Genomic DNA, 12,775 nt, shown 5'->3' with positions numbered 1-12,775 from the left:
GTTCAGTGCTCCCGCGCGGTGGCCGTTAGGACCGGATTTCGTTCCGAGCGGCGCTTCACCCTGGTTAGTGTAAGCACGACAACGAAGAACAAGGGCACGAAGAAAACCGCCAGCACGGTCGCGCTGACCATGCCGCCGACCACCGCCGTGCCGATTGCGGTGCGGGCCCCAGCCCCCGCACCGGTGGCAATGGCGAGCGGAAAGGTACCGCAAATGAAGGCGATCGAGGTCATCAGGATCGGCCGCAAACGTTCCCGCCCCGCATGCAGTGCCGCCTCGACCAGGCTTTCGCCTTTCTCGAAGAAGTCGCGGGCGAACTCGACGATCAGAATGGCGTTCTTTACCGCAAGACCCATCGTCGTCAGCAGGCCGATCTGAAAATACACGTCATTATCGATGCCGCGCACCAGGTTGGCGATCACCGCGCCGATGATGCCGAGCGGCACGACCAGCATCACCGCCACGGGGATGGACCAGCTTTCATACAAAGCCGCGAGGCAGAGCAGTACGAAAATCACCGAGATGCCGTACAGCGCGCCGGTCTGCGAACCGGCTTGCACCTGCTCGAAGGAAATCCCGGTCCATTCCATGCCAACCCCGGCGGGCATCTCGGCGGCGAGCTTCTCAATCTCGGCCATTGCCGCACCGCTGCTCACACCGGGCGCCGGCTCCCCTTGGATCTCATAAGCCGCGTCGCCGTTATAAATTTCCACAGCCTGCGGCCCGACCGTCCAACTGCCGGTCATGAAAGAGTCGAACGGCACCATGCCGCCGGCGTTGTTGCGGACATACCATTTCGCGAGGTCGCTCGGTTGCATGCGCGCATCCGCCTCGCCCTGGATATAGACGTCCTTCACGCGGCCATCGCGAATGAACTGGTCGATATATTCCGAGGCCAGCGCGCCTTCGATCGTGGTGTCGACATTGCCGATCGACAGGCCAAGGGCGGAAGCCTTTTCGCGGTCGACATGCAGCTTGTATTGAGGGGCCTCGCCCAAACCGTTCGGGCGCACGGCGACGAGCAGCGGATCTTTGGCGGCCAGAGCCAGGAACTTGTTGCGCGCGGCGTAAAAATCCGCATCGCTCAGATTCCCGATATTCTCAAGCTCGAAGTCGAAGCCGGAGGCATTGCCCAGTTCCAGCACCGGGGGCGGTTGCAGCAGGAAGACCTGGCCTTCCCGGCTATTGGCAAAATGCTGCATCACGCGCGCCGCGACGGCGCCAACCGATTGCGAGGGATCCGGGCGATCGGCCCAGGGCTTCATCAGCAACACCAGGAAGCCTTGGCTTTGTGCCCGGCCGGCGAAGCTGAAGCCGGAAACCGTGAACACGGATTGCACGTTCTTCGATTCGGTCTTCTCGACATATTGTTGAACCTCACGGTTCAGCTTTTCGGTCTGTTCGGCGGTCGAGCCATCCGGCAACGTCACCTGGCCGAGCAGCAGGCCCTGATCCTCATTGGGCAGGAAGCCCGCGGGCACGCGGCTGAACAGGTACACCATGGCCAGGGTAATCACGAGGAAGCCGAGCATGGAGACGCGGCGGCGTTTGGTCATCTTGCCGACGCCGCTCAGATAGCCCTCGCGCGTCGAATCCAAGCCGCGGTTGAACCATTTGAAGACGCGCATATCATGCAGACCGCCGGGTGCCGGCGGGCGGAGCAGCGTGGCGCATAAAGCCGGGGTAAAAATCAACGCGGTCAGGATCGAGAGCCCCATCGCCGAAACGATGGTGATCGAGAACTGGCGGTAGATGACGCCGGCCGAACCGCCGAAGAAGCTCATCGGCAGGAACACGGCGGACAGCACCAAAGCAATGCCGATCAGCGCGCTGGAAATTTCATCCATCGATTGCCGCGCCGCTTCCTTCGCCGGCAGGCCGCGCTCATGCATCAGCCTGTCGACATTCTCCACCACGACGATCGCATCATCCACCAGCAGGCCGACGGCGAGCACCATGGCCAGCATGGTCAGCGTGTTGATGGAATAGCCGAGCGCGGAGAGAATCCCGAACGTGCCGAGCAGCACCACCGGCACGGCGATGGTGGGGATCAGCGTGGCGCGGAAATTCTGCAGGAAGATCAGCATCACCACGAAGACGAGGGCGATGGCTTCAAGCAGGGTCTTAAACACCTCCTCGAGCGAGAGGGTGATGTAAGGCTGGGTATCATAGGGATAGACCATTTTCAGGCCGGGCGGCAGCCTGGCCTGAAGCTTCGACAGTTCCGCCTTGACGGCCTTTTCCACATCGAGCTGATTTGCCCCCGGCGTTAGCTGGAGGCCCATGGCGGCAGCCGGATGGCCGTTAAAGAGCGCGTTGATCGCGTAGCTTTGCGGCCCGAGCTCAATTTTTGCCACGTCGCCCAGATGGACCTGCGCACCGCTGGGCTCGACCTTGAGCAGGATATTGGCGAACTGCGCCGGGGTGTTGAACTGGCTCGGCCCGATCATCGTCGCATCCAGGCGTTGGCCGGGATTGGCGGGCAGGTCGCCGAGCTCGCCGGCCGGGATCGTCACGTTCTGCGCCGCGATCGCGTTTGCCACATCGCCGACCGTGAGCCCGTATTTGTAGAGCTGGCCCGGCTTCAGCCAGATGCGCATGGCATATTCGGAGCCGAACAGCGTGTAGTCGCCCACGCCAGGAATGCTGGCGACCGGGTCCTCCATGTTCGAAGCAATGTAGTCGCCAATGTCCGCATGAGTCATCCGCCCATCGGTGGAGACCAGCGCGAAGAACATCATATAGTCCTTCGTCGCTTTCTCGACATCGAGCCCAGCACTAAGGACTTCGCTCGGTAATGTCGCCTCGGCCAAAGAAAGCTTGTTCTGGACCTGCACCTGAGCGATGTCCGGATCCGTCCCTTGCTTGAAGGTCAGGTCGATGGTCATCGAACCGTCGGATTCCGAGGTCGCGTCGACATATTCGAGCCCGTCCAAACCCGTCATCTGCTGCAGGATCGGCCGCACCACGGTATCGGCGACGGTTTGCGCCGAAGCGCCCGCATAGGTGGTGGTGATGGAAATCTGCGTTGGCGCGATCATGGGATATTGCGAGATCGGCAGCTGCAAAATCGAGATCGCACCGGCCAACATCACGACAAGCGCCAGAACCCAGGCAAAAATCGGCCTGTCGATAAAAAAGCGAGACATAGCTTGATGAGGCCTTTTGCTTAATTGGCGCTGGAAACGACGAAGGACCGGGTCTCATCGACCGACGAAACCGCTTGGCCGGGGGCTGCGTTCAGCAGACCGTCCACGATCACCTTGTCACCCGGTTGCAGACCACCGGTGATGATCCAGTCACTGCCGACATTGCCGCCGATCTGGATCACGCGCTGCGAGACCATGTTCTTGGCACCCACCAGCAACACCGTCGCATCGCCACGGGTATCATGCGAAACCGCCTGCTGCGGGATCAGGATGCCATTCTTGTTGACACCTTCCTCGAGCTTCGCATGCACATACATGCCGGGCAGCAGCAAATGGTTCGGGTTGGAGAAAATGGCACGCACCAGCACCGTTCCGGTCATCTCATCCACATTTACCTGGGAGAATTGCAGCTTGCCGGTGAGCGGATAGGTGCTGCCGTCTTCGAGCATAAGCGAGACTTTCGCCGCGCCAGCGCCCTGCCTTTCGAACTGGCCGGAATCCTGTTCCTGCTTCAGGCGCAGCCAAGTGGCCGAGGATTCATTGACGTCGACATAGATCGGGTCGAGTTGCGTGACGGTGGCCAGCGCCGTGGCCTGATCCGCGGTCACCAGCGCCCCCGGCGTGACCGAGGAAGCGCCGATCGTGCCGGAAATCGGCGCGTACATTCTCGTGTATTGCAGATTGATCTGCGCCTGATCGAGCGCTGCTTTGGCGGAGGCGATGTCCGCCTCATCCTCAAGCGTGGCAGCCACGGCGTCGTCGTAATCCTGTTCGCTTACGGCCTGCGCGGCGGCCAGGGGCTTATAGCGCGCGGCCTTGGCCCGGTCGGTGGCCAGCGCGGCCTGGGCATGTTTTAGCGTGGCCTCGGCGCTGTCATAGCTTGCCTGATAGGTCGCGGGGTCGATTTGGTAGAGCGGTTGGCCGGCCTTGACATCACTGCCTTCCGCAAACAGCCGCTTCAAAATCACGCCGCTGACCTGCGGGCGGATTTCGGAGGTCAACACCGCCGAAGTGCGGCCCGGCAGATCCGTGATGCGCGCCACCGGCTGGGTATGCACCGTGATCACGCCCACCTGCGGCAATGCCGTGGCCGGAGGCGTCTGCTTTTTGCTGCAGCCCGAGACGAGCACGAGCGCCGCCAGACTGGCCGCCGCAATGGCGCCATTCCGCCCAGACCAAGGGTGGATCCAGTGCGTTTTTTTGTCAGCGGGGTGAAAGACGGAAACAATCGGGCCGCCAGACGGCGCGGCAGGGGTCGACATAGAATTCACCCTCACAAACATATTTACAGTACCTAATAGTACCGTTATTGGAAGGGGGGGCGCCATTGTCAAGTGCGCCGCGCAGAGAGCATCCAAGGTGCCAAGTTCGAAAACAGGGGAGATGAATGAGATGTCGGATGCAAAGGTGCGCGCCCGTGGGCGGCCGAAATGCATGCCTGATGACGCGCAATGCTGCATGATCGTAGGTAATGCGCGGCGGCTTTTTGTCCAGAAAGGTTACGGCGCGACGACGACGGACGACATCGCCGCGGAATGTAAAATTTCAAAGCAGACCTTGTACCGGCTGTTCCCCGGCAAGGCCGCCCTATTCGCCGCCGTGGTCTCCGCCCTTACCCAGAAATGTCTCGATCTACCGCGCGATGACGACGACCTGCCGCTGGCCGATTCACTGGCGCGCATTTTCATGGTCGACCGCGAGGAGACCGAGCAGGAACGCATCGAAATCTTGCGGCTCGTGATCGTGGAAGGGCGGCACTTTCCCGAGCTTTCGGATATTTTGAAACGCCATGGTTTAGAAGTTTCGCGGGCGGAACTGGCGGACTGGCTGACGCGGCAAGGCGCACGCGGGAGGCTCAAAGCCGGAGACATGATGGCGCTGGCTCAACTGCTGATCGATATGGTGTTCGGCGCCATCACGATAAGAAATATCGGTGATCTGGAGTGGCCCAGCGTGGAGCGGAGGCGCGCTCATATTCACACCTGTATCGATGTCTTCCTGCACGGCGTCTGCCCCTAGAGTCGGATGATTTTAGATCGAATCGCGTCGCGATCCGCTCTAAAATCTGAATCCGCCTCTAGATATAAGCTAGAGGGCGATTCAGACTTTAAGTCGAACCATGAAATGGTTCGACTTAAAGTCATCGCGCTCTAGCGCGCCGCGAAACATCGCGTCCGCCGCTTGGAACGAGCCGACGTCGTTTATCGGTTCCGGCTCATCAGCCGGACACTCTCCTGCGCTGTGCCGGTGCCTTTGAGTCCACCTGGCACCTCGCGGACAGCACAAAGAGGTCGCTTCGGCTCAAACAAAATGATGAGCCGAACAACGCCGTTAATTTAAAACATCGAATCCAATATGCCATTTTTGATAGATGGTATTATAGCTATTGTTCTTCATGACCGCGGACAGGGCACTGGCAAGCGCCAACCTAAGGCCGGTATCATCCTTACGTACAGCAATCCCATCCCGCACTTTGTGGAAAATCGGTACCCCAAATTCAAATTGTCCCGGGTCGATTTGATCGTAATAAGTGGCTGTTTCGTAAGCCACGCCGAACGCATCAACTTGTCCAAATTGCAGTTGCTGTAATGCCGTGGCGTTATCGGAAAAAGTTACAAGGGTGATTGGGCTCTTGCCCTCTTTGAGGAGCGCGTCGTTGGTCTGGGACAACACAAGGGACGCGGCCGTTCCCGTAACGACGGCCACTTTCTTTCCCGTCAGCGCTTCCACGCCTGGCAGCTTCGGGGCCCCAGCTTTGAGCAAAACCGTGCTTCCCGCAAAGCGATACGGAACCATATCGACCATTTGAAGGCGGTTCGGGGTGATGTTGAGACCCGATAAGACAGCATCGCAATGTTTGGCGAGCAAAGCCGGAATTACGCCGGCAAAAGGTACGTTGATCCATTTTACGGACAGTCCCAACTGGGACGCCAGTAATTCTCCCATTTCAATGTCAACACCTTCAGGCTTCAGTTTCTTGTCGTAGAATTCAAAGGGCGGTTGCGTCATCGCGCTGCAGAAGGTGATCGTCTTGGTCGCCAGTATGGAGGGGGGAAGGGAAGTGGCGTCTGCTTTGGCAGACGCGCATAAGCTCAGAAATAACAACGACAGGCCGACGACAACTCTAGAGATTTTACACGTTTTGACGGCTTTGATCTTCATTTGGTAATCCTGCAGGATTCGAGGTTCAATGATCGTATCGAAGGTGTTATTGTGAGCGATGATTTCGCCGACGTCAGAACGCCGCGGCATGGCCGTCGCGGCGGCTGTCACTGGCGGCAACGTAACCGTCTTCGAGATTTTCCGACAGGCGCCATATGAACTGCCCGGATCCGAAGTCCATGTACGGATCTTCCACGGACTTTAAACGGTGGCCCCGCTCTTCCAGCGCCTGCACGGTATCGGATCGCATCGTCGCTTCGACATCGAGCGTGAAGTCACGATTGACTTTCCACCTCGGCGCATCGCAGGCTGCTTGAGGTTGCTGTTTGTAGTCCAGCATATGCACGAGGGTCTGCAAATGCCCCTGCGGTTGCATGTCGCCGCCCATCACACCAAAGCTCATAACGGGCGAACCGTCCTTTGTCAGAAAAGCCGGGATGATGGTATGGAATGGCCGCTTGCCGCCTGCAACCATGTTGGGTGAGCACGGATCCATTGAAAATCCATAGCCACGGTTCTGCAAACTGATGCCGGTGCCTGGCACGACAATTCCAGATCCAAATCCGCGATAATTCGACTGGATGAATGAGACCATCATACCGCTCTCATCCGCTGCCGTTAGGTAAATCGTCCCGCCAGTGCGAGGCATGCCGAAGGTCGGTGTTTGCGCCCTTGTGCGATCGATAAGTCTCGCCCGCTCCGCCAGATAATTCTCGTCAAGCATGTCGCCGGGGGACACCTCCATTGCGCGTGGATCGGCGACGTACCGGTAGACATCAGAAAAAGCGAGCTTCATTGCCTCGATCTGAAGGTGCTGAGACTCTACGCCGTCCACTGGCAGACTTTCCAGATCAAAATTATTGAGGATGCCAAGCGCGATCAACGCAGCAATTCCCTGCCCATTTGGAGGCAACTCATGCACGTCATAGCCCCGATAGCGTTTGGAAATTGGCGTCACCCATTCCGGCTGGTAACCCGCAAGGTCCGCGTACGTCATAGCGCCGCCGCACTCTGAGCTGAAGGTAGCGATCTTTTCGGCTAATTCACCTTCGTAAAAACTGCGCAGGCCGTTCTTGACGAGAGCGCGCAGCGTGGCAGCGGCGGTCTTGAATACGAACCTCTCGCCGATAGCCGGTACACGACCATATGGCATGAATGTTTCTGCGAAGCCGGGTTGAGCGGACACTGGCGGCGCATTGGCAATCCATTTATGCCCAACAACCGGCGTTACTGCATAACCGCGTTCCGCGATCTCGATCGCGGGCTGTAAAATATCACCGAGGGAAAGCCGTCCAAACCGCCCGTGCAGCGCGCTCCACGCCGCAATAGCACCCGGCACAGTTGCGGCATCCCACCCTCGCGCCGGATGAACGGCATGGCCATTGCCATCTTCGCCATATTTACGCCTGAAGTAATCAGGGCTCCAAGCCACGGGTGCGGTACCGGAAGCATTTAGTCCGACAAGTTCCTTCCCATCCCAAAGGAGCGCAAACGCGTCGCTGCCAAGACCGTTCGAAACCGGCTCGACGATCGTCAGCATCGCGGCCGCCGCAATCGCCGCGTCGACGGCGTTTCCTCCCTGCGACAGGATGCGGAGCCCAGCCTGAGCGGCCAATGGCTGCGAGGTCGCGACAACATTGCGCGCCATCACGGGCATGCGCACAGTCGGATAAGGATTCTGCCAATTGAAAGACATTCATCAACTCCGGGAGGCGCCATTGATAGAGACGCTAGGGTTATTGCTAAGCGAGAATTTATTGTTAGCAATTTTGGTGCCAAGCTTAGTTTGATGAAAACATGTGCCGCCCGTATATGGCCGACATGGCCGCGGTGATACATTCGCGACCTTTAGCACGCCGTTTGCTCATAATTTGTCAAAAGCGATACTCGATGCATACCGTCTAGGCGAATAATGTCGAAGGTTGACATGTTATGGCAGCGGCGACCCAGATGGTATCTGCGGGAAACCAGACGTTAGCTGATTGACAGTCATTTTTGTTGGGCCGCGGGCATTTCTGTGGATCGCCGCTGCGAAAGCCGGCGTTCTTGCCGGCGTCCAACGTGCGCACCCGGCCGCACGCGCCGTTGCGACGATCGCTACAGCATGGCCGGAGTTGCGTTTCGCCGTGCGGTACCGTCCCACCCATTGGGTGCGCGGATGGATCGTGTAGCCGTCCCGACAGCGGAAGGGGGCGATCCGAGCCCCCACTTGGCGCTCTTGCACGGAGGACCAGCCGGCGTCACCTTCGACATGGAAGCGGTTTTATCCCAGGCCGTGCCTGTCTTCCGTGAACGTGGCTATGAAGGAGCTGAGACTTTGCTTCTCTTTGACCTTTATCCCGGAGCCTTCATCACCATGCTTGATCTTCAATGGTCCGATGATTTTAAAATAATCTGAGGGGTGCTCATCAAAAAATCCAAGCCATTCTCATAGCTTGGATTTCGTTCGGTCCGTCGCCGAAGCAGGCAAAACGCGGGTACAGTGCTGCAGACTCATGAGAACCCATTTTATGAGTGAATTAATCCCGCGATATGGGTAAAAATCCCATGAATTGCTTCCGCTAACAAACAGGGTGTTACGTATCCAGGTTCGCCACTTTCAGTGCGTTGCTCACGATGAATTCACGCCGCGGTTCGACGATGTCGCCCATCAGGGTCGTGAAAATCTGGTCGGTATCCTCGGCATCGGCGATCTTGACTTGCAGCAGCCGGCGCGCCTCGGGGTCCAGCGTGGTCTTCCAGAGCTGTTCCGGGTTCATCTCCCCCAGCCCTTTGAAGCGGTTGATGGTCAGGCCCTTGCGGCCATGACCCAGCATCGTTTCCCACAAGGCCGCCGGGCCGTGCACCGGCTTGATGGCGTTATCCAGGGTCAACGTGGTGTCAGCGCTGAACAGAGCGGCCAAGTGCGCGGCGCGTTCGGCGAGATAGCGCGCCTCGGTCGTGCGCAGGACCGCGGCGTCCACCGTGTAGCGTTCCGCCACACCGCGCACCATGCGGCCGAGCGTCACGCCCGACGCGTTCGACGTCACCACCCAGCCACGCTCTGCCACCGGCGCGTTGCCGTTCAGCCGTGCCGCCAGCGCCTGGTCGCGCTCCGGCTGGCCCAGCGCGTCCGGCGCCAGCATGCCGGCCATCGCCATCTGCTCCAGATACATCACCGGCAGCAGGCGCGAGAGCGCTTGCAGCCGGTGCACCACCTGGCCGAGCCAGGTCATCTCGCCGCGCAGTTCGTCGCCGGCGAAAACCCGCCCGCCCGCCGCCTGCAGCGACGCCTCGCCAAGCGCGCGCTCCAGCAGATAGGATTCCAGCGCTTCGTCATCCTTGAGATAACGCTCGTCATTGCCGCGCTTGGCGCGGTAAAGCGGCGGCTGCGCGATATAGAGATAGCCTTGCTCGATCAGCTTGGGCATCTGCCGGTAGAAGAAGGTCAGCAGCAGCGTGCGGATATGCGAGCCGTCCACGTCCGCGTCCGTCATGATGACGATGCGGTGATAGCGCAGCTTGGTGGCGTCGAACCCGCCTTGCTCCGGCTCGCCCTGGCCGATGCCCGTGCCGAGCGCGGTGATCAGCGTGCCGATCTCCTGGCTGCCCAGCATCTTGTCGAAGCGCGCGCGCTCCACGTTCAGGATCTTGCCTTTCAGCGGCAGGATCGCCTGGAATTTCCGGTCACGCCCTTGTTTGGCGGAGCCGCCTGCGGAGTCACCCTCGACCAGGAACAATTCGCACTTGGCCGGGTCGCGCTCCTGGCAGTCCGCCAGCTTGCCGGGCAGGGAGGAGATGTCGAGCACGCCCTTGCGGCGGGTCAGCTCGCGCGCCTTGCGCGCCGCTTCGCGCGCGGCCGCGGCGTCCATCACCTTCTGCACGATGTTCTTCGCTTCCTTTGGATGCGTCTCGAACCAGTGGCCGAGCGCATCGGCCACCGCCGCCTGCACCACCGGCTGCACCTCGGAACTGATCAGCTTGTCCTTGGTCTGCGAAGAGAATTTCGGGTCCGGCACTTTCACCGAGAGCACGGCGGTCAGCCCTTCGCGCATGTCCTCGCCGGAGAAATCCATGTTCTCCTTCTTGCTCAGGCTCTGCGCGTAGCGCGACACGATGCGGGTCAACGCGGCGCGGAACCCGGCCATATGCGTGCCGCCGTCGCGCTGCGGAATGTTGTTGGTGAAGCAGAGCATCGTCTCGTGGTAGGAATCGTTCCAGGTCAGCGCGAATTCCACCTTGATGCCGCTCTCCGGGGCGTCCGCGTTGGCGGTGATCGGCGCCGGCAGGATCGAGGTTTTCGCCCGGTCCAGCCAGACGGCGAATTCCTTCACGCCGCCCTGGTAGCAGAATTTCGCTTCCTGGAACGGCTCGTGCCGCTCGTCACGCAAAATGATGCTCAGGCCGGAGTTGAGGAAGGCCAGTTCGCGCAGCCGGCGCTCGAACACGCCATAATCGAATTCGACATGGCTGAACGTGGCGGCCGAGGGCTTGAACGTCACTTCGGTGCCGACCCGATGCTCCGACGGGCCGACCAGCGCCAGCGGCGCCTGGGTTTCGCCGTGCTGGAACCGGATGAAATGCTCCGCGCCATTGCGCCAGATCCGCACTTCCATCCATTCCGACAGCGCGTTCACCACGGCCGCGCCGACTCCGTGCAGGCCGCCCGATACCTTGTAGGAGTTCTGGTTGAATTTGCCTCCGGCATGCAGCTTGGTCAGCACCACCTCGGCGGCGGAAATGCCTTCCTCGGCATGAATGTCGGTCGGGATGCCGCGGCCGTCGTCGCGTACGGTCATGCTGCCGTCGCCGTTCAGCACCGCTTCCACCGTCGTGGCATAGCCGGCCTGGGCTTCGTCCACCGCGTTGTCGATGATCTCGAAGCCCATATGGTGCAGGCCCGAGCCGTCATCGGTGTCGCCGATATACATGCCCGGTCGTTTGCGGACCGCATCCAACCCCTTCAAGACGCTGATCGAGGCGGCGTCGTAAGCTTCAGGCGTGGCGGTGTCGGACGGGTTCGGCGGGGTGGACTCGGACATAAAAGCGGAGGCTCCAGAATCGTCAGCAATACCACTTTTTATAGCTTAAATGTTTGCGGAAACCTAATCGGAGCTACCGCGCGGCGGGGGCAGGGGCGGCGCGCCGGCGGTTCTTTACAACGAATTGTTGGCTTCCGGCCCGGCGCGGCTTTCGCTTCCGCGCGGCTTTCGCTATCAGCCGGCTTTCAATTTCGAATGGACTGGATATGGCTCGGCAAAAGCGCGGCCGCAAAATCGATGGCTGGCTGATTCTCGACAAACCGCAGGGGATCACCAGCACGCAGGCGGTCAATAAAGTGAAACGCGCGCTCGACGCGCAGAAGGCCGGGCATGGCGGCACGCTGGACCCGCTGGCGACCGGCATCCTGCCGATCGCGCTCGGCAATGCCACGAAAACCGTGCCCTATGTGATGGACGGCTCCAAGCGCTACCATTTCACCATCACCTTCGGCGAGGCCCGCGACACCGACGACGCCGAGGGCGCCGTGACCGCAACCAGCGATGTGCGCCCGACCGATGAGGAAATCCGCGCCGCGCTGCCCGCCTTCCGAGGCCTCATCATGCAGATCCCCCCCGCTTTCTCGGCCATCAAGGTCGAGGGCGAGCGCGCCTACGACCTGGCCCGCGCCGGCGCCCCGCCGGATCTGCCGCCGCGCCCGGCGCAGGTTGACCGGTTCGAGCTGATCGGAAGGCCGCATCCCGACATCGCCGAGTTCGAGGTGGAGTCCGGCAAGGGCGTGTATATGCGCTCGCTCGCCCGCGATCTCGCCCGCGCCTGCGGCACGGTCGGGCATATTTCCGTCCTGCGCCGGCTGCGGGTCGGCCCGTTCCTGGAAAATATGGCGGTTTCACTGGACAACCTGCTCGATCCGGCGCATACGCCCCACACTCTTGCCGAACTCGTTCGGCCGCTCGAGACCGCGCTGGACGACATCCCGGCACTGGCCCTGACGGCGAGCGAGGCCCATGCCCTTTCCCAAGGCCAGGCGATCAGCCTGGTCGACCTGATGGGGCGGATTCCAGATGAGGCCAATCCCGATGAGGGGCTGGTCCGGGTTCTGGCGGTGGGGCGTGTTCTGGCGCTGGCCCGCCTTTCCGAAGGCTGGCTGAAACCGGAGCGCTTGCTTCAACAATTTTCGTGAAGGATCTCACGATGTCGATTACGCCCGAGCGCCGCACGGCGCTGATTGCCGAATACGCCACCGCTGCCAACGACACCGGCAGCCCGGAAGTGCAGGTCGCTCTGCTCTCCGAGCGCATCTCCAACCTCACCGAGCACCTGAAGACGCATGCGAAAGACTTCCATTCGCGTCGCGGTCTGCTGGTGTTGGTCGGTCAGCGCCGTTCGTTGCTCGATTATCTGAAGCGCAAGAACGCCAAGCGCTATCAGGACCTCATCGGCCGCCTCAGCCTGCGCCGGTAACCGAAAAGCGGAGCTCAGGC

Annotated in this window: 9 protein-coding genes; 4 read left to right on the top strand and 5 right to left on the bottom strand. The window is 60.6% G+C overall.

The genetic code is table 11. The annotated features are described in order from the left end of the window. Positions 1-2 precede the first annotated feature (2 nt). Both VNC39_RS05315 and VNC39_RS05310 read right to left on the bottom strand, forming a co-directional pair. Positions 3-3,149, bottom strand: a complete 3,147-nt coding sequence (locus tag VNC39_RS05315; RefSeq protein WP_325396916.1) for an efflux RND transporter permease subunit — start codon at positions 3,147-3,149, stop codon at positions 3-5. Between the two features lie 20 nt (positions 3,150-3,169). Further along, positions 3,170-4,411, bottom strand: coding sequence for an efflux RND transporter periplasmic adaptor subunit (locus tag VNC39_RS05310; protein ID WP_325396914.1), 1,242 nt, complete (start codon positions 4,409-4,411; stop codon positions 3,170-3,172). A gap of 172 nt (positions 4,412-4,583) precedes the next feature. On the opposite strand from VNC39_RS05310, the gene VNC39_RS05305 reads away from it, so the two are divergent. Next, entirely contained in the window at positions 4,584-5,168 is a 585-nt protein-coding gene (locus tag VNC39_RS05305) for a TetR/AcrR family transcriptional regulator (protein ID WP_325396912.1), read from the top strand. A gap of 312 nt (positions 5,169-5,480) precedes the next feature. On the opposite strand, the gene VNC39_RS05300 is transcribed toward VNC39_RS05305, so the two are convergent. Continuing rightward, positions 5,481-6,422, bottom strand: a complete 942-nt coding sequence (locus VNC39_RS05300; RefSeq protein ID WP_325396910.1) for an ABC transporter substrate-binding protein — start codon at positions 6,420-6,422, stop codon at positions 5,481-5,483. Beyond that, positions 6,385-8,007: a gamma-glutamyltransferase family protein gene (locus VNC39_RS05295; RefSeq protein WP_325396908.1), complete on the bottom strand. Its 1,623-nt coding sequence runs from the start codon at positions 8,005-8,007 to the stop codon at positions 6,385-6,387. The genes VNC39_RS05300 and VNC39_RS05295 overlap by 38 nt, the downstream gene beginning before the upstream one ends. Before the next feature lie 513 nt (positions 8,008-8,520). On the opposite strand from VNC39_RS05295, the gene VNC39_RS05290 reads away from it, so the two are divergent. Next, on the top strand, positions 8,521-8,709 hold the full coding sequence (locus VNC39_RS05290) for a hypothetical protein (protein WP_325396906.1): 189 nt from the start codon (positions 8,521-8,523) through the stop codon (positions 8,707-8,709). 178 nt (positions 8,710-8,887) lie between these two features. On the opposite strand, the gene gyrB is transcribed toward VNC39_RS05290, so the two are convergent. Further along, positions 8,888-11,332: a DNA topoisomerase (ATP-hydrolyzing) subunit B gene (gene gyrB, locus VNC39_RS05285; protein WP_325396904.1), complete on the bottom strand. Its 2,445-nt coding sequence runs from the start codon at positions 11,330-11,332 to the stop codon at positions 8,888-8,890. Between the two features lie 206 nt (positions 11,333-11,538). Between gyrB and truB the strand changes: the two genes are divergently transcribed. Both truB and rpsO read left to right on the top strand, forming a co-directional pair. Next, positions 11,539-12,474 carry a tRNA pseudouridine(55) synthase TruB gene (gene truB, locus VNC39_RS05280; protein WP_325396902.1) on the top strand — a complete coding sequence of 312 codons (936 nt, stop codon included), beginning with the start codon at positions 11,539-11,541 and terminating at the stop codon, positions 12,472-12,474. A gap of 11 nt (positions 12,475-12,485) precedes the next feature. Beyond that, complete coding sequence (gene rpsO / locus VNC39_RS05275) at positions 12,486-12,755, top strand: 30S ribosomal protein S15 (protein ID WP_325396900.1); 270 nt, start codon at positions 12,486-12,488, stop codon at positions 12,753-12,755. Positions 12,756-12,775: the final 20 nt, after the last annotated feature.

The organism is Acidocella sp. (genome assembly GCF_035535915.1).
GTDB lineage: Bacteria > Pseudomonadota > Alphaproteobacteria > Acetobacterales > Acetobacteraceae > Acidocella.
This window is presented reverse-complemented; position numbering and strand designations above follow the sequence as displayed.

What these genes read in the sequence shown, in the direction of transcription:
- rpsO (WP_325396900.1), top strand. Translation starts at nt 12,486, where the DNA reads ATGTCGATTACGCCCGAGCGCCGCACGGCGCTGATTGCCGAATACGCC.
- VNC39_RS05310 (WP_325396914.1), bottom strand. Translation starts at nt 4,411, where the DNA reads ATGTCGACCCCTGCCGCGCCGTCTGGCGGCCCGATTGTTTCCGTCTTT.
- VNC39_RS05295 (WP_325396908.1), bottom strand. Translation starts at nt 8,007, where the DNA reads ATGTCTTTCAATTGGCAGAATCCTTATCCGACTGTGCGCATGCCCGTG.
- VNC39_RS05315 (WP_325396916.1), bottom strand. Translation starts at nt 3,149, where the DNA reads ATGTCTCGCTTTTTTATCGACAGGCCGATTTTTGCCTGGGTTCTGGCG.
- truB (WP_325396902.1), top strand. Translation starts at nt 11,539, where the DNA reads ATGGCTCGGCAAAAGCGCGGCCGCAAAATCGATGGCTGGCTGATTCTC.
- gyrB (WP_325396904.1), bottom strand. Translation starts at nt 11,332, where the DNA reads ATGTCCGAGTCCACCCCGCCGAACCCGTCCGACACCGCCACGCCTGAA.
- VNC39_RS05305 (WP_325396912.1), top strand. Translation starts at nt 4,584, where the DNA reads ATGCCTGATGACGCGCAATGCTGCATGATCGTAGGTAATGCGCGGCGG.